Source organism: Thauera sp., assembly GCF_047601425.1.
In the GTDB taxonomy this organism is placed as follows: Bacteria; Pseudomonadota; Gammaproteobacteria; order Burkholderiales; family Rhodocyclaceae; genus Thauera.
The window spans coordinates 2,685,265-2,705,452 of sequence record NZ_JASGJL010000001.1; the positions used below are offsets into that span (position 1 = coordinate 2,685,265).

The 20,188-nt window shown below is 65.9% G+C and carries 19 protein-coding genes; 12 read left to right on the top strand and 7 right to left on the bottom strand.

The window, feature by feature from the left end; all coding sequences use genetic code 11:
• Positions 1-33 precede the first annotated feature (33 nt).
• The 3 genes from clsB to QM748_RS13085 form a co-directional block, all read right to left on the bottom strand.
• Entirely contained in the window at positions 34-1,188 is a 1,155-nt protein-coding gene (gene clsB / locus QM748_RS13075) for a cardiolipin synthase ClsB (protein ID WP_415248069.1), read from the bottom strand.
• Positions 1,188-1,937 (bottom strand): endonuclease/exonuclease/phosphatase family protein, encoded by a 750-nt coding sequence (locus tag QM748_RS13080; protein WP_415247369.1) that lies wholly within the window; start codon positions 1,935-1,937, stop codon positions 1,188-1,190. Before QM748_RS13080 ends, clsB begins: the two co-directional genes overlap by 1 nt.
• A 106-nt stretch (positions 1,938-2,043) precedes the next feature.
• Positions 2,044-2,958: a LysR family transcriptional regulator gene (locus tag QM748_RS13085; protein ID WP_415247370.1), complete on the bottom strand. Its 915-nt coding sequence runs from the start codon at positions 2,956-2,958 to the stop codon at positions 2,044-2,046.
• A 349-nt stretch (positions 2,959-3,307) separates the two neighbouring features.
• Between QM748_RS13085 and QM748_RS13090 the strand changes: the two genes are divergently transcribed.
• Positions 3,308-4,522, top strand: coding sequence for an MFS transporter (locus QM748_RS13090; RefSeq protein WP_415247371.1), 1,215 nt, complete (start codon positions 3,308-3,310; stop codon positions 4,520-4,522).
• A 74-nt stretch (positions 4,523-4,596) separates the two neighbouring features.
• Positions 4,597-5,028, top strand: coding sequence for a PaaI family thioesterase (locus tag QM748_RS13095; RefSeq protein ID WP_415247372.1), 432 nt, complete (start codon positions 4,597-4,599; stop codon positions 5,026-5,028).
• A gap of 49 nt (positions 5,029-5,077) precedes the next feature.
• Here QM748_RS13095 and QM748_RS13100 read toward each other — a convergent pair whose 3' ends face one another.
• The 4 genes from QM748_RS13100 to QM748_RS13115 form a co-directional block, all read right to left on the bottom strand.
• On the bottom strand, positions 5,078-6,940 hold the full coding sequence (locus tag QM748_RS13100) for a DEAD/DEAH box helicase (RefSeq protein ID WP_415247373.1): 1,863 nt from the start codon (positions 6,938-6,940) through the stop codon (positions 5,078-5,080).
• Between the two features lie 80 nt (positions 6,941-7,020).
• Positions 7,021-8,133, bottom strand: a complete 1,113-nt coding sequence (fic, locus tag QM748_RS13105; RefSeq protein ID WP_415247374.1) for a protein adenylyltransferase Fic — start codon at positions 8,131-8,133, stop codon at positions 7,021-7,023.
• A 239-nt stretch (positions 8,134-8,372) separates the two neighbouring features.
• Entirely contained in the window at positions 8,373-9,473 is a 1,101-nt protein-coding gene (nadA, locus tag QM748_RS13110) for a quinolinate synthase NadA (RefSeq protein WP_415247375.1), read from the bottom strand.
• A gap of 112 nt (positions 9,474-9,585) precedes the next feature.
• The gene (locus QM748_RS13115) at positions 9,586-10,038 is read right to left on the bottom strand and encodes a rhodanese-like domain-containing protein (RefSeq protein WP_415247376.1); all 453 of its coding nucleotides are present in this window, start codon (positions 10,036-10,038) and stop codon (positions 9,586-9,588) included.
• Between the two features lie 62 nt (positions 10,039-10,100).
• On the opposite strand from QM748_RS13115, the gene QM748_RS13120 reads away from it, so the two are divergent.
• From QM748_RS13120 to zapD, 10 genes are all read left to right on the top strand, one after another.
• Positions 10,101-11,303: a cation diffusion facilitator family transporter gene (locus tag QM748_RS13120; RefSeq protein ID WP_415247377.1), complete on the top strand. Its 1,203-nt coding sequence runs from the start codon at positions 10,101-10,103 to the stop codon at positions 11,301-11,303.
• Between the two features lie 220 nt (positions 11,304-11,523).
• Entirely contained in the window at positions 11,524-12,933 is a 1,410-nt protein-coding gene (gene glnA / locus QM748_RS13125) for a type I glutamate--ammonia ligase (RefSeq protein WP_415247378.1), read from the top strand.
• Between the two features lie 133 nt (positions 12,934-13,066).
• Positions 13,067-13,549: a DUF4124 domain-containing protein gene (locus QM748_RS13130; RefSeq protein WP_415247379.1), complete on the top strand. Its 483-nt coding sequence runs from the start codon at positions 13,067-13,069 to the stop codon at positions 13,547-13,549.
• Between the two features lie 102 nt (positions 13,550-13,651).
• Positions 13,652-14,743, top strand: coding sequence for a nitrogen regulation protein NR(II) (gene glnL, locus QM748_RS13135; protein WP_415247380.1), 1,092 nt, complete (start codon positions 13,652-13,654; stop codon positions 14,741-14,743).
• Between the two features lie 10 nt (positions 14,744-14,753).
• Positions 14,754-16,175, top strand: a complete 1,422-nt coding sequence (gene ntrC, locus QM748_RS13140) for a nitrogen regulation protein NR(I) (RefSeq protein ID WP_415247381.1) — start codon at positions 14,754-14,756, stop codon at positions 16,173-16,175.
• A 102-nt stretch (positions 16,176-16,277) separates the two neighbouring features.
• Positions 16,278-17,090: a biotin--[acetyl-CoA-carboxylase] ligase gene (locus QM748_RS13145; RefSeq protein ID WP_415247382.1), complete on the top strand. Its 813-nt coding sequence runs from the start codon at positions 16,278-16,280 to the stop codon at positions 17,088-17,090.
• Positions 17,087-17,833: a type III pantothenate kinase gene (locus tag QM748_RS13150; protein WP_415247383.1), complete on the top strand. Its 747-nt coding sequence runs from the start codon at positions 17,087-17,089 to the stop codon at positions 17,831-17,833. Before QM748_RS13145 ends, QM748_RS13150 begins: the two co-directional genes overlap by 4 nt.
• A complete protein-coding gene (locus QM748_RS13155) occupies positions 17,830-18,675 on the top strand; it encodes an SPOR domain-containing protein (RefSeq protein WP_415247384.1) in 846 nt (281 codons plus the stop codon). Before QM748_RS13150 ends, QM748_RS13155 begins: the two co-directional genes overlap by 4 nt.
• Before the next feature lie 22 nt (positions 18,676-18,697).
• Entirely contained in the window at positions 18,698-19,330 is a 633-nt protein-coding gene (gene coaE / locus QM748_RS13160; RefSeq protein ID WP_415247385.1) for a dephospho-CoA kinase, read from the top strand.
• A 99-nt stretch (positions 19,331-19,429) separates the two neighbouring features.
• Positions 19,430-20,185: a cell division protein ZapD gene (gene zapD / locus QM748_RS13165; protein ID WP_415247386.1), complete on the top strand. Its 756-nt coding sequence runs from the start codon at positions 19,430-19,432 to the stop codon at positions 20,183-20,185.
• Positions 20,186-20,188 lie beyond the last annotated feature (3 nt).

The following is a 20,188-nucleotide window of genomic DNA, read 5'->3' on the forward strand; positions in this document are numbered from 1 at the left end:
GCCGTACAGGCAGCAATCCCGCACGCAGCAGCCTCAGTGCTTGCCCCCGTAGCCCGCCAGCCCGATCGCCAAACGGACGATCTGATACGAAGCCCAGGTCAGGGCACGCTGCAGCAGCGACAGCCGGCGCCAGTCCGACGGACTCAGCTCCACTGCGCCGTCCTCCATTGCGCGCGTCAGACTGTCATGCAGCCCGGCGGCGAAGCCATCGTCCTCGACGACGACGTTGGCCTCGCGCGCCAGCAGCAGGCTGAAAGCGTCGATGTTGCTCGAACCCACCGTCGCCCAATGGCCATCCACCACCGCCACCTTGGCGTGCAGTTCGCTGCGGTGGTATTCGAACAGCCGGATGCCATGCCGCATGAAATACGGGTAGAGCGCACGCGTTGCGTGGCGCTGCAGCGGATGGTCGGCCACCCCCTGCAGCAACAGGGTGATTTTCACGCCGCGCCCGGCGGCATCGACCAGCGCCTGGCGGAAGCGGCGGCCGGGGAAGAAGTAGGCATTGGCAATGACGACCTCGTGCCGGGCACCGTCGATCGCGTCCAGATAGGCATTCTCGATCGCATGGCGAAAGCGCAGGTTGTCGCGTACGAGGAAGGCGGCACGGATGTCGCCCGCGGCCTCGGTCTGCGCCGGCGCCCCCAGCGGCTGATGCGAGCGGCGGCGGAAACTGGCCCATGACAGCAGGCGCCACAGGCGTTGCGCCGAGGCGAGGATCGGTGCCATGATCGGCCCCCGCACATGCACGGCGTAGTCGTAGCGTGGGTATGCCGGTCCATCGGCATGGGTGTCGTCGATGATGTTGATGCCGCCGACGAAGGCCTCGCGCCCATCCACCACCACCACCTTGCGGTGCAGGCGGCGCAGGCGGTGGCGGCGCAGCGACAGCACGCGCAGTTCGGGACGGTAGATCAGGACTTTGACGCCATTCTCGAGCAGCCGCGGCATCAGCTGGGCGACGAAGCTGCGGCCGCCGAAGCCGTCGACCATCAGCCTGACCGCCACGCCGCGCGCAGCGGCGCGTTCGAGCGCGGCGGCGATGCTGCGCCCGGTCTCGTCCGGCTCGAAAATGTAGCCCTGCAGGAAGATCTCGTGCCTGGCGCGGTCGATCGCATCCCGCAGCGCGGGAAAGTACTGCTCGCCGTTTTCCAGCAGACGCACCGCGTTGCCGGGCAGGAAGGAGATCAAGCCAGCGGCTCCAGCTCGGCCGTCAGCGCCGCGTGGTCGGATATCTGCGCCCAGGGTGCGCCGAAGTGCACCTCGGCGCGCCTGACGCGGAAGCCCCGCACATAGATGCGATCGAGACGGAAGAAGGGCAGCGCGCTCGGGAAGCTGCGCGCCGGCCGTCCGCGGCCGCTGCCGAAGGCTTCGACCAGGCCGAGCCGGTCGGCCAGCAGGCGGTCGGCATGGTTGCGCCAGTCGTTGAAGTCGCCGGCGATGATCAGCGGCACACCGTCGGGCACAAGCTGCTCCATGCGCTCGGCCAGGGTTTCCATCTGCCGTCGCCTGCCGCCGCCCGTCAGCCCCAGGTGCACGCAGACGCAATGCACCGGCGTACCGAAGCCCGGCACCTGCACCTCGACGTGCAGCAGGCCGCGGCGCTCGAAACGATGGTCGGAAACGTCGTGGTTGGATTGGCTCAGGATGGCATGGCGGCTGAGGATGGCGTTGCCATGATGGCCGTGGTCATACACCGCGTTACCGCCGTAGGCGGTCTGATGCCAGTTCTCCTCGGCGAGGAACTCATGCTGCGGCAGCGCCGGCCAGTTGGGATGGCGTTCGGGATGGCGCAGGTGCAAGCCCTGCACTTCCTGCAGGAAGACGAGATCGGAATCCAGCGTGCGCAGGCGCTCGCGCAGCTCGTGCACCACCATGCGGCGGTTGAACTGCGAAAAGCCCTTGTGGATGTTGTAGGTGCAGATGCGCAGGTTCATGAGCGGAAAAGACCCCGGTCAGGATGCGGTCGAGAAGCATCATATGCGGCCCGCACACGGAAATTAAAGCGTTCGCGGCAACAAAAAGCATACCCGCCGGCGGCGCTCATAAACGTTCCCACGGCGGCACCGGCTGAAAATGCCCCAGCAAGGCATCGAGAAAGACGCGCAGCTTGGGCAGGCGCACGCGGCTCGGGGTGTAGCAGGCATACAGCTCGCGGCCGAACACGATGTCCGGCTCGTGACCGTCCAGCACTGTCTGCAAATTGCCGGCAGCCAGTTCCCGATGGCACAGGTAGGTCGGCAGGATGGCGATGCCATGGCCCGCGCGGACCGCATCGAAGATGCAGTCGATGTTGTTGAAATGGATGCGGCTGCGCACCGGCACCACGGTCTCGACCCCCTGGCCGTCGATCAGCACCCAGCGCTTGTTGTCACCGAGCACGTAGCTCAGGCACTGGTGCTGCAGCAGATCCAGCGGCTGCCGCGGACGGCCGTGGCGGGCGAGATAGTCGGGTGCGGCGCATACGACCCGGCGCAGGCTGACGATCCGGCGCGCCACCGCATCGTCAGGCGGCAGGCGCGTCATGCGCAGCGCGAGATCGATGTTGTCGCCGACCAGGTCGACGACGCGGTCGGTGAGGATCAGCTCGATTTCCAGCTCCGGATGAGCTGCGGCGACCTCCGGCAGCAGCGGCGCCACGCAATGGCGGCCGAAGGCGACGGTGGCGCTCACCCGCAGCGTGCCGCAGGGGCGGTCGCCGAGGTTGCGCACCGCGAGCTCGGTGTCATCCACCGCCTCCAGTGCGCGCAGCGCATGCTGGCGGAACACTTCGCCGGCGGGCGTCAGCGCCAGCCGGCGGCTGGAGCGCTCGAACAGGCGTGCGCCGAGGCGGCGCTCCAGCTCGGCCATCTGCTTGCTGACCTGCGCGCGGGTACAGCCCAGTTCGCGTGCGGCCGCCGCCATGCTGCCGCCTTCGGCGACGCGGACGAAGCAATCCCAGGCTGGCAGCCAGTTCATCGCAGCTCCATGCTGCGCCGATCATCCGGATTCAAGTCTCGTCCTCCTGTGGCGCGGGTGACTATCCTGCGGGGCGCCAAGCCGCGAAAGCAGCCTTGCTGCCGTCTCCAGCTGCTGCTCTGGCGGCCAGGGCCGCTTGCGAAGAGAAGCCGGGAAGCCGGCAGAGCAGGTGGAGATGCTGCTCCCTCGGCCCCCGCATCGTCAACGAATCATTGACGCACTGCATCGATTCACGGGCTTTTCTGTATACGATGCGGAACCTATCCTCACGCCATCTTCCGCCGTGCCGGCGCCTTGGCTCTCCGCTCCGCCGAACTGCTCCATTCCACTCTTCTCCAAACCGCTCCGAATGTTCCACTCCCTGCGCCAGCCCGGCGTACTCGCCATCACTCTCGCCGCCGCCGGCATCCTCGCCATCACGATGGGCGGGCGCCAGTCGCTCGGCCTGTTCGTCAGCCCGCTCAACAGCGCCACCGGGCTGGGCATCGCCTCGATCAGCCTGGCGCTGGCCGTCGGCCAGTTCACCTGGGGCGCGATCCAGCCTCTCGCCGGCGCCGCTGCCGACCGCTGGGGGCCGCGGGCAGTGCTGATCGCCGGCATCCTGGTGATGGCGCTGGGCAGCGCGATCACGCCCTTCATGGATTCCACTTTCGGCCTGGTGGTGTCGCTCGGCCTGCTGTCGGCGATCGGCTCCGGCGCCGGCAGCTTCTCGGTGCTGATCGGCGCCGCCGCCCAGCGCCTGCCGGCGGAAGCGCGCGGCACAGCCTCGGGCGTGATCAATGCCGGCGGCTCCTTCGGCCAGTTCGTGTTCGCACCCCTGCTGCAGAAGCTGATCCAGCTGTTTGGCTGGATGGGCGCGCTATGGTCGCTGGCGGTGATGACGCTCGCCGCGCTGCCGCTGGTCGGCAAGGTGGCCGGAAACGGCCACGCCACGACGCGGCCGGCAGAGGAAAAAGGCGGCCTGCGCCGCGCCGTGCGCGGGGCGATGGGCGATCGCAGCTACCTGCTGCTGCATGCGGGCTTCTTCACCTGCGGCTTCCACATCGCCTTCCTCGTCACCCACCTGCCGGGCGAAGTGGACCTGTGCGGCCTGCCGCCTTCGGTGGCAAGCTGGTCGCTGGCGATCATCGGCCTGACCAACATCTTCGGCAGCCTGTACGCCGGCTCCTGCGTGGCACGCTACCGCAGCCGCAACGTGCTGGCGCTGATGTACGGCTCGCGCGCCGTGCTGGTGGCGCTGTACCTGGTGCTGCCGAAGACGGAATGGACCTTCTATCTGTTCGCCGCCGGGCTGGGCTTCACCTGGCTGGCAACCGTGCCGCCCACCGCCACGCTGGTCAGCAAGCTGTTCGGTATCCGCTACCTGGGCACGCTGTTCGGCCTGACCCTGCTGTCGCACCAGATCGGCGGCTTCCTCGGCGCCTGGCTGGGCGGCATCAGCATCACGCTGGCGGGCGATTACAGCTGGATGTGGTACGCCGATATCGCCCTCGCCGCGCTCGCCGCGGTGCTGAACCTGCCGATCCGCGAAGCGCCGGTCGAGCGCACACCGCAAGCGGCCTGAGCCAAAGGCACGCCAGCACACCATGCCGCGACAGCGGCCCACTTCGAACACCCCACCACGAAGGAAACACAGTCATGAGCGTCCTGCGCACCGATATCAACGTCGCACTGCTGAACGAACGCGGCGGCGAATACCTGCCCGGCTACCTCGGCATCGAAATCCTGAGCGTCGCCCAGGGAAGCCTGAGCAGCCGCATGCCGGTGAAGAAGCTGCACATCGCTCCCAACGAGTTCCTGCACGCCGCCAGCGTCGTGGCGCTGGCCGACACCAGTTGCGGCTACGCCACCGTCGCCCACCTGCCGGCGGGCGCGGAATCCTTCACCACCATCGAGCTGAAGAGCAATCACCTGGGCACGGTGCGCGAGGGCGCAATCCGCTGCGTCGCCACCGCCCAGCACCTCGGCCGCAACACCCAGGTGTGGGACGCGACCGTCAGCGACGAAGCCAGCGGCCGTACCATCGCGCTGTTCCGCTGCACGCAGATGATTCTATGGCCGAAGGGCTGAGGCGGACAGCGCTCCAACATCACTCGAAAAAAAATAAGACGGGAGCCGGCTAGGCCAACAGGCGTTCGACCACCGGCGACTGTCGAGAATAGGTCAGAAAGGCCTCGTGTGTTGCGCGCGTTATGGCAACGTAGGTCAACCGGACTTCGTCCTCGACGGAATCCAAGGACAGCGCCCCCAGACCGCCGACTGCGACGCATGGAAATTCCAACCCCTTCGACGAATGCATGGTGATGAACCGGACGGCATCGCGGTCAGCGCGAACCCGGTTCTTGTCCTTGTTTTTCTTCACCACATCGATCGGAATGGCGTATCGGGCAAACGTCTTTTCGAACTGATCCCCGACTTTATGTTCAGGGTACAACACCGCCATGTGCCCCCATTGATAGCCTGCCGCATGGCGGGCCAAAAACCATTCGGCAATGGCATGGGCTTCGGCGGCGTAATCCACGCATTTGCGCACTTCAGGCTCCAGCCCCTGCCGGCCAGCATCCTCAGGCAAAAGAATGGCGTCTTCATCGTCCGCGCAAACGCCTGGCGCACCCAGCACATCGGCAGCTACCTTGCGCGCGAAGCGCAATATCTGCGCGGTGTTGCGGTAATTGACCTTGAGCACCGTGGTACGGCCCGATGCCTCGATGCCGAGTTGCTTCCAGACCGGCCTCGAGCGGCCCTTGTAAATGGCCTGGGCATCATCGTAGACGATCATCAACGACTTGGTGTCCGGGTTCACCATCCTGGCTGCGAGCTCAAGCCACTGCGGTTCGAAGTCGTGCGCTTCGTCGATCAGGATTGCGTCATACTGCCCGCCGGCGATCAGGCCTTTGTCCACCGCATCGATGACCGCTTGGACGCGTGCGGCAAGAAATTCGCCTGTCAACGCATAGTCCTTTCTGGACGGCGATTCGAGATCGCCGTGTTGCAACATCCGCCCGCACCAGGCATGAAAGGTGGATACGATGACCCGGTCTTCCACGCCACGATCCTGCATGGCGTTTTCCAACCGGCCTGCAATCGCGTTCGCATAACACAGCACGAGTACAGGCCGCGCCGCCGCCAGCGCCAGATGTTCGGCGCGGAAAGCAAGGATCAGCGTTTTCCCCGAACCAGCCACGCCGCGGATGATGCGATGCCCACCACCCAGGCTACGGGCAATCAGCTCCTGCTGCATGTCCATCACCGCCAGCATGCGGTCGTCTGCCGGCGACTGCGATTCGCTTTCAGGAACGTCGAGCGGCAAGGCAATCTGCCTGACCCGCACCTCAGGAAACAGGCATGCCCGCACTCTATCGAGCTGGGGCAAGGCCAGGCTTGGCCCCAGTCGGGGCGATACCATCCTCCAGATACGGTTCCGAAAATCTTCCGGCTCCACGCTTTCGGTCATCTCGTCACGAAAGATGCAGCGATTCGGCGGGAACACTTCGCACAGATCGGTACCGTCGAACTGCCTGCGCGTAATGTTTGTAAACACCAAGCCATGCCCGAAGGGCAGGACGAGTTGCCCCTTGAAGCGCCCCTCTTCGATTAACAGGATCTTTTCCTGCTTTAGGGTATTGACCACATTGAACATGTAGCCACGCACTTGCTCAAACGGATTCTCCTTGCCGACGACCCCCTGATCCGTCAGCAACTCGACGCCTTGCCTACTGGCTTTGACGATCGTTTCCAGCCGCCAGTCCTTCACTTCCAGCACCACAATACCCTGCTGGGGATGAAGCACGACGAAATCCGGATGTTTGCCGAATGGCCCGACGGACAGGTTGTGCCAGACCCAAGCGTTGTCCTCCAGAAAATCCTTCAACCTTTCCGCCAGGCGTAATTCGCCTCTGGCGTCAAACCGTGCCGCACCCAAGGAAGGAATCAAAGTAGCCATGTTTCGATCGCAGCCATCTGAACGAACCTGTTCGTACATATCCGGCTGATTGTATCTTTCACGGCCCCGCGCATGTCTCCAGCATCCGACCACCGGTCCATTCCGTGGCTAAACGGCCATCAGGCATAGGGAGCAAAATCATTGCCGTCGCGGCTCAGCAACTGCAGCAGCTTGGGATGCAGGAAGAGCTTTTCACGGCCGACGGTGATCTCGCGCAGGACTCCGATGCCAACAAGGTCTTTCAGATAGCGCGAGGCTGCCTGGCGCTGGGCAATGTCCTTGTCGATCAGGTCACCAATGCGGCAATACGGCTGCTCGAAGATGACATCGATCAGATCGCGACTGTAAATTTTCGGCTGGCGGACACGGACGAATTCGGCGGTGTGCTCGGACAGGGCCCGGATGGCGGCGATCTTGGCGGTCGTCCAGGCTGCGGTGTCCGCAATGGCGTCGAGCATGAACAGCGTCCATTCCTCCCAGGCAGCTTCCGTGGTGACAGCAAGCAGCAGACGATAGTAGTCGGCCTTGTGCGCAATCAGGTAACGGGACAGGTAAAGGATGGGCAGATTGAGCAGTTCTTCCTGGATCAGCCAAAGGATATTGATGACACGCCCGGTACGTCCATTGCCATCGGTGAACGGATGGATGGCTTCGAACTGATAATGACCGACCGCCATGCGAATCAACGGGTCGAGGTCGGTCGCGCCGTGCAGGAAACGCTCCCAATCGGCGAGCATATCCCGCAGGCGATTTTCACCGTCTGGAGGTGTATAGATGACTTCGCCGCTGCGGTCATTGATGAGTTGCGTGCCGGGAGTACGCCGGATGTCCATCGCGACGCCTTTCAGTGTGCTGCATACTTCGACGGCCGTAGCAGTACACAGAGGCTTGTCGGTCAGCGACAGATAGCCACGCCGCAGGGCTGATCGATAGCGCAGAGCCTCCTTGGTCGCAGGATCAGCATGCGTGTCGCTCTGAGCGTGCTGGAAGAGTTTGTCGGTGGTGGTGACGATATTCTCGATTTCCGAGCTGTCCTTGGCCTCGAGCAAGGGGATGGTGTTGATCAACATGCTCTGGTTCGGGATCAGCTCGGCAGCCTGCTTGAGTTCGGCCAGTGCTGCACGGGCTCGGATGCAACGCTTGAGCACAGCCTTGCTCTCCAGATCACAGGCTGGCGGCAGGCACGGTAAGGCATTGTGAGGCGTCGCTGGGTTCCAGGCGGCAGTGGACATTTCGGTATAGAAGAGAGGCAATCGAAGCGTCAGATTATGTCCTGGCCAGCGACAGGTCAATAAAACGTGTCGATATTTTCAAAAAACATCGACACGTTATGAGGACATGTCGCCAGCAGCGACATATCACTAAAACGTGTCGCTACTTCTCAGTTTCATCGACATATCTCTTAAAGGCGCATGCAAAAAGGGCGGCTCCCGTGAGGGAAGCCGCCCTTTTCATACGTACAGACCAGTACTCAGGACACGGCCAGCATCCGGTCGAGCGCGATGCGGGCCAGTTCGGCTTCGTGCTCCGGCACCTTGATCTGGTTGACCACCTTGCCGTCGGCGAGGTTTTCCAGCGTCCAGGCCAGGTGCTGCGGATCGATTCGCTGCATGGTCGAACACATGCAAACCGTCGGCGCCATGAACTGGATGTGCTTGCCCTGCGGCTTCATCTCTTCGGCCAGCCGGCTGACGAGGTTCAGTTCGGTGCCCACCAGCCAGCGCGTGCCTGCGGGCGCGGCGGTGATGGTGTTGATGATGTATTCGGTGGAGCCGACGTAGTCGGACTTGCGGCATACGTCCAGACTGCTTTCGGGGTGCGAGATCACCAGGCCGCCCGGGTTCTTCTCGCGCCAGCGGTCGATATGGACCGGCTGGAACATCTGGTGCACCGAGCAGTGGCCCTTCCACAGCAGGATCTTGGCCTTGCGGATCTGCTCGGGGGTGAGGCCGCCGTATTCGAGGTCGGGGTCCCACACCACCATTTCGTCGAGCGCGATGCCTTTCTTGAAGCCGGTCCAGCGGCCGAGGTGCTGATCGGGGAAGAACAGCACTTTCTCGCGCTTGGTGAAGGCCCAGTCGAGGATGGTTGGCGCGTTGGTCGAGGTGCAGACGATGCCGCCATGCTCGCCGCAGAAGGCCTTCAGGTCGGCTGCGGAGTTGATGTAGGTGACCGGCGTGATCAGTTCGTCGGGCTTGTCCAGCACTTCGGCCAGTTCGCGCCAGCAGCGCTCGACCTTGGCCAGGTTGGCCATGTCCGCCATCGAACAGCCGGCGGCAAGGTCGGGCAGGATGGCGATCTGGCTGGGCCTGGACAGGATGTCAGCGACCTCGGCCATGAAATGCACGCCGCAGAAGACGATGTACTCGGCATCGGTCTGCGAGGCCAGGCGGGCGAGCTTGAGCGAGTCGCCGGTGAGATCGGCGTGCTGGTAAACGTCGGCACGCTGGTAGTGGTGGCACAGCAGCACCGCGCGATCGCCGAGACGGGCGCGGGCGGCACGGATGCGCTCCTGCGCCTCGTCGTCGGCGAGCGCGTTGAAGCGGTCGAAGCTGATGGTGGCTACTTGCATGATGCGGGTCCGGTTCCTGTTTGGAGGGGTGCGGGCCAGTCGGCCGCCGTGACTCGGAGCGCCCGCAGCCGGAGGGGTTCCGGCGGCAGGCGCCCGGATTGTAAGGAAAAGCTCAGCCCTGGTGCCAGGGCAGGCCGGCATGGCGCCAGCCGCCGATTCGGTTGCGCTGGCCGTTGGCGTCCTTGTCGCCCTCGAAGCCTTCGAGCACGTTGTAGCAGTTGCTGTAGCCGCCCTCGACCGCCGCGCGGGCAGCACCGTCGGAGCGGCCGCCGGAACGGCACAGGAACATCACCAGCGCCTCGGCATCGACCTGATGCTTGAGCTGATTGACGAAATTGGCATTGCGCTGCATGCCGGGCCAGGACAGCCACTCGATCTCGACCGCGCCGGGCACACGCCCGACCCATTCATGTTCGGCGCGAGTACGCACATCGACCAGCTTGGCGCCGGGCGCCAGCTGCAGCACTTGCCAGGCCTCGGCGGGGGTCAGCGCGCCCTGATAGGGCAGATCGAGGTTGGCAGCGCGCTGCCGGGCCAACGCCAGCAGATCGGACAGGGTTCCCATGCAAGCATCCGTCTAGAATCGTGTATCGCGCGAAGTATAGCGCGTCCCTTCCCAAGCCCCCCATGAACCACGCACCTCCGCCCCTGTCCGACGCCCGCCCATTGCCGCCAGACGGCAGCGGGGCCCTGCGCAACCGTGGCATCCAGCGCACCGCCCTGGTCGCGATCGCCACCAACGCACTGCTGTCGCTGGCGCAGATCGCCGTCGGCCTGTTCGCCAATGCCTTCAGCCTGGTGGCGGATGCGGCGCACACGCTGGCTGATCTCGTCACCGACGTGCTGGTGCTGGTCGCCGGCCGCCACGGCGCAGACCCAGCCGACGCCAACCATCCTTACGGCCACGGCCGCATCGAGACCATCACGACGATGCTGCTCGGTGCCGTGCTCGCGGCGGTCGGCATCGGTTTCCTGTGGAGCTCGGGACTGCGCCTGCAGCACATGGACGCCTTGCCGGAACTGCATCCGGCCGCCCTCGCGATGGCCTTGATGACCCTGGCCGCCAAGGAAGGCCTGTTCCGCTACACGCTGGCCGCCTCGCGGCGGCTGAAGGCGCCGCTGCTGGAGGCCAGCGCCTGGCACGCACGCTCGGACGCGGCTTCGTCGCTGGTCGTGGCGATCGGCATCGGCGGCAGCCTGGCTGGCCACCCCTTCCTCGAGCCGCTGGCGGCCGCGCTGGTGGGCTTCCTGATCGCTGGCATGGGAGTGCGCCTGGGCTGGCAGGCGGTGCGCGAGCTGATCGATACCGGTCTGTCGGAAGGGGAGCTTGCCCGTATCCGTGAAACCATCGGGACGACACCGGGCGTCGTCGGTCTTCACGATCTGCGCACGCGGCGCATGGCCGGCCGGGTACTGTGCGACGCCCACGTCCAGGTCGAGCCGCGGCTGACGGTCTCCGAAGGCCATCGGGTATCGGACGAGGTTTACCGCCGCGTGCGTGAAGCCCACCCCGAAATACAGGACATGCTGGTGCATATCGACCCCGAGGACGATGGCGGCTTGCGAACCATGCCAGCCGTACCGTTGCCCGCACGCAAGGACGTCGCCGCCTCGATCGACGGCTTGCTCCGCCGCGGACTCGGCAGTGACGCGCCTGCTCCCCTGCGGGTGCAGATCCACTATCTGGGCCAGCGCATCGATGTGGACGTGCTGCTCCCCGCCCGGGGGCCTGAGGGGCAGGAAGCAGCGCTTCGCCAGGACATCGAAAACTGGCTCGAAGCACATGCCGAATACCGCTCGATTCGCCTCTTCCAGCAGATCGCACCATGATGGTGCATACGGCATCAACACAGCACCACAATGGTGCATAGGCCCGGCAGGCTGGCACCGTCATTGCGCATCGGCCCTTGTGGCACAATGAGCCACAGACAGGACCCCTGCCTGGCACGTTTGATGCTTACTCGAATTACGAATTCCCGCTCACGGGTTCAGTGCCGGTGAGCAAACCAAACCTCTACGCAACCAAAGCCTCATCTCATCAGGAGTGAACATGAACGCCCAAGACGTCATGAAGATGATCCAGGAAAACGAAGTCCGCTTTGTGGATCTGCGCTTCACCGATACCCGCGGCAAGGAACACCACGTCGGCCTGCCGGTTTCCGCCTTCGAGGAAGAGCACTTCGAAACCGGCCACCCCTTCGACGGCTCCTCGCTGGCCGGCTGGAAGGGCATCCAGGCTTCGGACATGATCCTGATGCCGGAACCCGCATCCGCCTACATCGACCCCTTCTTCGACGAAACCACGCTGGTGGTGACCTGCGACGTCATCGAGCCGGCCGACGGCAAGGGCTACGACCGCGACCCGCGCTCGATCGCCAAGCGCGCCGAGGCCTACCTGAAGAGCACCGGCATCGGCGACACCGCCTTCTTCGGCCCCGAACCCGAGTTCTTCATCTTCGACGCGGTCGAATGGTCGGTCAACATGTCCGGCGTCTATAGCAAGATCATCTCGGAAGAAGCCGCCTGGTCCACCGCCGACAAGTTCGAAGGCGGCAACACCGGCCACCGTCCGCGCGTCAAGGGCGGCTACTTCCCGGTGCCGCCGGTCGATAGCCTGAACGACATCCGCGCCGCCATGGTGCTGGCGCTCGAAGCCTGCGGCGTGCCGGTCGAGGTGCATCACCACGAAGTCGCCAACGCCGGCCAGTGCGAAATCGGCACCAGGTTCAGCACGCTGACCAAGCGCGCCGACTGGACCCAGGTGCTGAAGTACATCGTGCATAACGTCGCCCACCAGTACGGCAAGACCGCGACCTTCATGCCCAAGCCGATCGTCGGCGACAACGGCTCCGGCATGCACGTGCACCAGTCGATCTGGAAGGACGGCCAGAACCTGTTCGCCGGCAACGGCTACGCCGGCCTGTCGGAAACCGCGCTGTACTACATCGGCGGCATCATCAAGCACGCCCGCGCACTGAACGCGATCACCAACCCGGGCACGAACTCGTACAAGCGCCTGGTGCCGCACTACGAAGCACCGACCAAGCTGGCCTACTCGGCCCGCAACCGTTCGGCTTCGATCCGCATCCCCTACGTCGCCAACCCGAAGGGCCGCCGTATCGAGGCGCGCTTCCCGGATCCGCTGGCCAACCCCTACCTGTGCTTCGCCGCGCTGCTGATGGCGGGCCTGGACGGCATCCAGAACAAGATCCACCCGGGCGATCCGGCCGACAAGAACCTGTACGACCTGCCGCCGGAAGAAGACGCGCTGATCCCGACCGTGTGCACCAGCCTCGACCAGGCGCTGGAGTACCTCGACAAGGATCGCGAGTTCCTGACCCGCGGCGGCGTGTTCTCCAACGACTTCATCGATGCCTACATCGAGCTGAAGATGGAAGAAGTCACCCGCATGCGCATCACCACCCATCCGGTGGAATTCGACATGTACTACAGCCTGTAATCCGAGGATTACTGCGCAGACAGGAAAGGACGGGCATTGCCCGTCCTTTTTTTATGGGGTCTAATCCAGCCACCATTCCATCCGGATGGCGCCGGTCCGATCCGCCCGGCGCAGCGAACCGATGAACACGAGCATGCGCCTGCTTCGAATCCTCCCGCTGACCCTGCTGCTTCATGCGGCCCTTCCCGCCCAGGCAGAGGTCTACAAGTGCATCGATGCCGAAGGCCGCGTGACCTACACCAATGACCGCAGCGCGGCACGTGGCTGTACCGCGATCGATACCGGCCAGTCGGTATCGACCGTGCCCGCGCCCGTGCGCCGTCCGGCGCCGGGCACTGCGCCCTCCTCCTCGCCTGCGAACTTCCCCAGGGTCAGCCCCGACGACCAGCGCGCCCGCGACGACAGCCGCCGGCAGGTTCTGGAATCCGAGCTGGAGCGCGAGGAGTCCGCGCTGGCGGCTGCCGAAGCCGCGCTGGCCGAGCAGGAAGCGATCCGCCTCGGCGACGAACGCAATTACCAGAAAGTGCTCGACCGCCTGCAGCCCTACAAGGACAAGGTCGAACTGCACAAGCGCAACATCGAAGCTCTGCGCCGGGAAATTTCCGGCCTGAGGTGACGCACCGGCACGGCTGCGCACCATCCCCGGGGGCCGGGCCCCGTGTCCCCACACACTGGCGCGTATCTTGCGTGTCACCCTGGAGACAAACAGGACGCGCACATGCCGAAGCATCCTCCCCCCATCGTCACCGGCCCCTTCGCCGGCCTCGAGCTGCTGTCGTCGGCCGTCGTGCTGATCGACGAGAAGCTGATCATCCGCTACATCAACCCCGGCGCCGAGAACCTGTTCGCGATCAGCCGGCGCAAGCTGCTGGAGCAGCCGCTGAGCCGCCTGCTCGGCACGCCGCCCGGACTCTGCGCGGCGCTGGAAAGCGCCCTCCACACCAACTGGAGCTATACCGGCCAAGACATGACGATCTCGCGCGGCAGCGCCGAGCCGATCCGGCTCGACTGCACCGTCAGCCCGGTCGAGACCAACGGCGTCCGCCTGCTGCTGGAATTCCGCCCGATCGACGCCCAGCTGCGCGTGGCCCGCGAGGAGCAGTTGCTGCAGCAGCAGCAGGCCAACCGCGAGCTGGTCCGCAACCTGGCGCACGAGATCAAGAACCCGCTGGGCGGCATCCGCGGCTCGGCGCAACTGCTGCAGCATGAGCTGGACGACCCGCAGTTGCGCGAATTCACCGAGGTCATCATCGCCGAGGCCGACCGCCTGCAGGACCTGATGAACCGCTTGCTGAACTCGCATTCGATGATGCGGCCGGCGCCGCTGAACATCCACGACGTGCTCGAACGCGTGCGCCGCCTGATCCTGGCCGAATTTCCCGCGCTCGAGATCCGCCGCGACTACGACCTGAGCCTGCCCGAATTCACCGCCGATCGCGAACAGCTGATCCAGGCCATCCTGAACATCGTGCGCAACGCGGCGCAGGCGCTCGAAGGCGTAGGCGAGATCCTGCTGCGCAGCCGGGTGGCCCGCCAGGTCACGCTGGCCAAGCGGCGCTACAAACTGGCATTGGAATTGCAAGTGATCGACAACGGCCCGGGCATTCCGGCGGAGATCCACGACAAGATCTTCTATCCGCTGGTGTCGGGCCGGGAAGGTGGCAGCGGCCTGGGCCTGTCGCTGGCCCAGAGCTTCATCGAGCAACATCAGGGCATGATCGAGGTGGACAGCCGTCCGGGCCGCACCTGTTTCACGATCCTGCTGCCGATTTCCGATCGTGCGCTGGCCGCCGGCAGCGCACCAGAATAGTGCATAGAAAATGAACAAAGTCTGGATCATCGACGACGATCGCTCCATCCGCTGGGTCCTCGAGAAGGCCTTGAGCCGCGAGGACATCCCCCATCGCAGCTTCAGTTCCGCCAGCGAGGCCCTGGAGGAGCTCGACCGCAGCGGTCAGCCGCCGGCGGTGATGCTGTCCGACATCCGCATGCCGGGCGAATCCGGCCTTGACCTGCTGCAAAAGGTGAAGGAGCGCCACGCCCAGTTGCCGGTCATCATCATGACCGCATACTCGGACCTCGACAGCGCGGTGTCGGCCTTCCAGGGCGGTGCCTTCGAGTACCTGCCCAAGCCCTTCGACGTCGATCAGGCGGTGACGCTGGTCCGGCGCGCACTGGAACAGGGCATGCCGGAGAAGAACGGCACCGAGGAAGCTTCGCTCGCACCCGAGATCCTCGGCCAGGCGCCGGCCATGCAGGAGGTGTTCCGCGCCATCGGCAGGCTCGCGCACTCGCACGCCACCGTGCTGATCAACGGCGAGTCCGGCAGCGGCAAGGAACTGGTCGCACGCGCGCTGCATCGCCACAGCCCGCGCCGCGACGCGCCCTTCATCGCGATCAACACCGCGGCGATACCGCGCGACCTGCTCGAATCCGAGTTGTTCGGCCACGAGCGCGGCGCCTTCACCGGTGCCGCCGCCCAGCGCCGCGGCCGCTTCGAGCAGGCCGACGGCGGCACGCTGTTCCTCGACGAAATCGGCGACATGCCGGCCGAGCTGCAGACCCGCCTGCTGCGGGTGCTGTCCGATGGCCATTTCTACCGCGTCGGCGGCCAGCAGCCGATCCGCGCCAACGTCCGCGTGATCGCCGCCACCCACCAGGATCTCGAGGAGCGGGTGCGCCAGAACCTGTTCCGCGAAGATCTCTTCCACCGCCTCAACGTCATCCGCCTGAGGCTGCCGCCGCTGCGCGAACGGCGCGAGGACATCCCGCTGCTGGTGCGCCACTTCCTGCAGAAGAGCGCGCAGGAACTCGGCGTCGAGCGCAAGAGCATCTCGGACGCGGCGATCGAGTACCTGCAGGCACAACCCTTTCCCGGCAACGTGCGCCAGCTCGAAAACCTGTGCCACTGGCTGACGGTGATGGCGCCCGCCCAGGTGATCGAGGTCGCCGACCTGCCGTCGGAAATTCGCAGCCAGCCGATGCGCGAAGCGCCGACGAGCTGGATCGACGGCCTCGCCAGCGAAGCCGACCGCCTGATCGCAGCAGCACCGGGGACGGTGTTCGAACAGCTCACCCATACCTTCGAACGCACCCTGATCCGGCGCGCGCTCGCCGCCACCGGCGGCCGCCGCATCGAGGCAGCGCAATTGCTGGGCATCGGCCGCAACACCATCAGCCGGAAGATCCAGGAGCTCGGCATGGACGAAGCGCCCGGCGGCGGCGACGACACCGCCGGCTGAGATCTGCGAGCCGCCTCGTTCCGTCGCAATCACGCACCAGGCTCGTGCGCCCGGCACGGTTCGACGGATAATGCGGCCAGCCTAACCGTCTCCCGCCCGACCGTGTCCGACACTTCCGCCAGCACTGCCAGCCTTCTGTCCCATCTCGGCCCGCTTGCCTCGCGTTTCGCGATCGCCTGGATCGACAGTTGCGCGTCGACCAACAGCAGCCTGATGGAGCGGATGCCGGACGACGACGGCAGGGCCCACGTGCTGGTCGCCGACCGGCAGACGGCGGGCCGCGGCCGGCGCGGCCGCCAATGGCAGTCGTGGCCGGATGGCAGCCTGACCTTTTCGCTGCTGTGGCGCTTCGCCGCCGGCACGCCTGCTCCGGCCGGGCTATCGCTGGCCGCCGGGCTGGCGGTCGCCCGTATGCTCGAACGGATCGGCGTGCCCGGCGTGCAGTTGAAGTGGCCCAACGACGTCCTGATCAACGGCGAGAAACTGGTCGGCATCCTGGTCGAACTGCAACCCGCACGCGATCGTTCGCTGGCGGCGGTGATCGGCATCGGCATCAACATCAGCCTGCCGCCCGGCGCGCAGGTCGAACACCATGCCGGCGTCACCGATCTGGCGCGTGCGCTGGAGTCGCCGCCGCCGTCACGCCCGGCCCTGCTGGCCCGGTTGCTGGCCGAGCTGCAGCAACTGCTCGATCTCTACGCCGTCGCCGGTTTCGCCGCGCTGAAGAGCGCATGGGAACAGCGCAACGCCTTTGCCGAATTGCCGGTGCGCATCAGCGGCGAGCACTCCGCCATCGATGGCATCTGCCGCGGCGTCGACGACGATGGCGCGCTGCTGCTCGACACTGCCGACGGCATCCAGCGCATCCTGGCCGGCGACGTCTCGTTGCGCCCGCTCGGTGGAGAAGGCGCGTGATCCTGCTGATCGACGCCGGCAACACCCGCATCAAATGGCGGCTGCAGACCACGGCGGACGGCCTCGTCCATGACGAGGGCGCGATCGCCCACGAAAACCTCGCGCCGCTTTCGGACCTGCGCAACAGGCTGGCCGGCCCGCTCCGGGTGGTGGGCAGCAATGTCGCCGGGGCCGAAACGGCCCGGCGCATCCGCGACACCCTGGGCGTGGAACAGATCGAATGGCTTCGCCCCGAGGCACAGGCCTGCGGCGTGCGCAACCTGTATGCCAACCCGGGCCAGCTCGGCGCCGACCGCTGGGCAGCGCTGATCGGCGCCCGCGCCCTGCACACCGGCGCCTGCCTGGTGGTGATGGCAGGCACGGCCACCACGGTGGACCTGCTGTCGGCCGACGGAGATTTCCTCGGCGGCCTGATCCTGCCGGGCGTCGAGCTGATGCAGCAATCGCTCGCCAGCGGCACGGCACAGTTGCCGCTGGCCGCTGGCCGCTTTGCGGCCCAGCCGCGCTGCACCGCCGATGCGATCCGCTCCGGCTGCCTGCAGGCCCAGGCCGGCGCCATCGAGCGCATGTTCCGCCAGGTCGCCACACAATCCGGTGCCTTGTGCCTGCTCGGCGGCGGCGCTGCCGACGCCTTTGCAGATCTTCTCGACATTCCGCTGAAACGCCTCGACAACCTGGTGCTGCATGGGCTGGCCACGGTCGCCGCCGCATCCAGACCCCAGCAGGCTGGAAACACGGCATGAGCACGCATCGCATCCTCATCATCATCCTGCTCGCGCTGAACGCGATCGCCTTTGCCGGCAGCCAGGGGTGGCTCGGCAGTTCGCCGCTCCGCACAGAACCGGAACGCCTCGCGCAGCAGCTCGACCCGGAACGCATCCGCCTGGCCTCGGATCGGCCGGCCGACAGCACAGCGATTCCCAGTGCGACAGTGCCGCAGGCTGCCGCTGGCGCCACGGTGCCAGCGCTGGCGGCGGAGCCCGCAGGAACAGCAGCCGAGACAGAAGCTGACCCGCCGCCCTTGGTGCCTCCGCCCGAAGACGCTGCCGAAAGCGCGGTAGACACGGCCGCTGCCGAGGCTCCGGCGCCGTCCGCCCCGCAGATGGCCACTCCCGCCGTCGCCCCTCCAGCCCCGGCCCCGGTCAGTTGCGTCGCCTGGAGCGAACTGAGCGAAGCTCAGGCCGATGCGCTGATGCGCCGCCTGCGCAGCAGCGGAGCCGGTGCAGAGCGCAGCAAGACCGAAACACCCACTTCGTGGTGGGTGCGTATTCCGCCCCAGGGCGGCCGTGAGCAGGCCGAACAGCAGGTTCAGGAGCTTCGCGCACTCGGTGTCAATGACTTGTTCATCGTGCAGGACCGCGGGCCTTCGCAGTACGCGATTTCGCTCGGCGTGTTCAAGACCGAGCCCCGGGCACGCCAGATGCTGACCGAGTTGCGCGCCAAGGGTGTGCGCAATGCCGGCGTCGAGCCGCGCATGAGCACCGCCTACCGGGTCCAGGCCCAGCTCACCGCCGACGAGGCGCGCGAGACTCAGCGCAGCGTGCGCGGTCTCGCTGCGCTGCGCACGGCCTGCGTCCGACGCTGACATCCACCGCCCGCAAAGCGCCATGGTCCACACACCGCCTTCACGTCCATTCACCGTCGGCCTGACCGGCGGCATCGGTAGCGGCAAGAGCGCCGCGGCCGACCTCTTCGTCACTCACGGTGCCAGCCTGGTTGACACCGACGCCATCGCCCATGCGCTGACCGCGGCAGGCGGCGCAGCGATGCCCGCCATCCGCACCCAGTTCGGCGATGCCATCATCGCTGCCGACGGCAGCCTCGACCGTGCCGCAATGCGCGCGCATGTGTTTGCCCGCGACGAAGCGCGCCAGCAGCTCGAAGCCATCCTGCACCCGATGATCCGCGACGAAAGTGCCCGCCAGTGCGCGGCCGCCCGCGGCAGCTATGTCATCCTCGCCGTGCCGCTGCTGATCGAATCGGGCAGCTACCGCTCCCGTTGCGACCGGATCTGCGTGGTGGATTGCCCGCCGGAGCTGCAGGTTGCGCGCGTGCGGAGCCGCAGCGGGCTCGAGGAAGCGCAGATCCGCACCATCATGGCTGCCCAGGCGAGCCGCGGGCAGCGCCTCGCAGCTGCGGATGACATCATCGACAACAGCGGCTCACTGGAACATCTGCGCCTGCAGGTCGCCGCCCTGCATGCGCGCTATGCCTCGCTCGCCGCCCGGCCACCGGGCTGAAGACCCCTTTCTCCACAGGGTTTTCGCGCAGAGTGCGAAATCGGCTCTGTGCTATCATCCGCGAAACTTACTGGGCACGATTGTTGCGGAAAATGTGCGGTGATTAGCTACGAATATCCTCTCAACGAGCGCATCCGCACCCTGCTGCGACTCGAGGACCTTTTCGTCAAGCTCGCACACTTCGTCGAGCGCGATGCCCCGCAGGACCATCACGTCGCGCTGCAGACCATCTTCGAGACGCTCGAGGTCGCCAGCCGCGCCGACCTGAAGGTTGACCTGGTGCAGGAACTCGAGCGCCAGCGCCAGATTCTGATGTCCTTCCGCAACAACCCCGAGATATCGGAAGAAGCCCTGTCCGGCGCGCTGTACGAAATCGAACAGGCGTCCACCGGCCTGCTGGCGATGGCGGGCAAGATCGGCCAGTACCTGCGCGAAAACGAATGGCTGATGAGCATCCGCAGCCGCGCGGCGATACCCGGCGGCGTATGCCAGTTCGACCTGCCCTCCTACCACTACTGGCTCAACCGCGACCCCGCCGTGCGCCGGGCCGACCTCGACGCCTGGATGGCGCCGATGGCGCCGATCCGCGAAGGCCTGGAGATCGTGCTGCGCCTGCTGCGCGCCAGCGGCCGGCCGGAGGAGCAGATGGCACGCAGCGGCGCCTACCAGCTGACCATGGCCGGCCGCAGCGCCCAGATGCTGCGCGTGCGCGTGCCGCGTGGCGAAGCGGTAGTGCCCGAAATCAGTGCCAACAAGTACGCATTGAACATCCGCTTCATGCTGCCCGAAACCGTCGCCCGCCCGCGGCTGGCCGAACGCGACGTGCAGTTCGAGCTGACGTTCTGTAGCCTCTGAGCG

Bases quoted from the DNA above. Each gene is read 5' to 3' on its own strand.
- QM748_RS13120 (WP_415247377.1), top strand. From the start codon at position 10,101: ATGAACCACGCACCTCCGCCCCTGTCCGACGCCCGCCCATTGCCGCCA.
- QM748_RS13100 (WP_415247373.1), bottom strand. From the start codon at position 6,940: ATGTACGAACAGGTTCGTTCAGATGGCTGCGATCGAAACATGGCTACT.
- nadA (WP_415247375.1), bottom strand. From the start codon at position 9,473: ATGCAAGTAGCCACCATCAGCTTCGACCGCTTCAACGCGCTCGCCGAC.
- QM748_RS13090 (WP_415247371.1), top strand. From the start codon at position 3,308: ATGTTCCACTCCCTGCGCCAGCCCGGCGTACTCGCCATCACTCTCGCC.
- QM748_RS13130 (WP_415247379.1), top strand. From the start codon at position 13,067: ATGCGCCTGCTTCGAATCCTCCCGCTGACCCTGCTGCTTCATGCGGCC.
- QM748_RS13095 (WP_415247372.1), top strand. From the start codon at position 4,597: ATGAGCGTCCTGCGCACCGATATCAACGTCGCACTGCTGAACGAACGC.
- fic (WP_415247374.1), bottom strand. From the start codon at position 8,133: ATGTCCACTGCCGCCTGGAACCCAGCGACGCCTCACAATGCCTTACCG.
- coaE (WP_415247385.1), top strand. From the start codon at position 18,698: ATGGTCCACACACCGCCTTCACGTCCATTCACCGTCGGCCTGACCGGC.
- QM748_RS13155 (WP_415247384.1), top strand. From the start codon at position 17,830: ATGAGCACGCATCGCATCCTCATCATCATCCTGCTCGCGCTGAACGCG.
- QM748_RS13085 (WP_415247370.1), bottom strand. From the start codon at position 2,958: ATGAACTGGCTGCCAGCCTGGGATTGCTTCGTCCGCGTCGCCGAAGGC.
- glnA (WP_415247378.1), top strand. From the start codon at position 11,524: ATGAACGCCCAAGACGTCATGAAGATGATCCAGGAAAACGAAGTCCGC.
- QM748_RS13115 (WP_415247376.1), bottom strand. From the start codon at position 10,038: ATGGGAACCCTGTCCGATCTGCTGGCGTTGGCCCGGCAGCGCGCTGCC.
- QM748_RS13080 (WP_415247369.1), bottom strand. From the start codon at position 1,937: ATGAACCTGCGCATCTGCACCTACAACATCCACAAGGGCTTTTCGCAG.
- glnL (WP_415247380.1), top strand. From the start codon at position 13,652: ATGCCGAAGCATCCTCCCCCCATCGTCACCGGCCCCTTCGCCGGCCTC.
- ntrC (WP_415247381.1), top strand. From the start codon at position 14,754: ATGAACAAAGTCTGGATCATCGACGACGATCGCTCCATCCGCTGGGTC.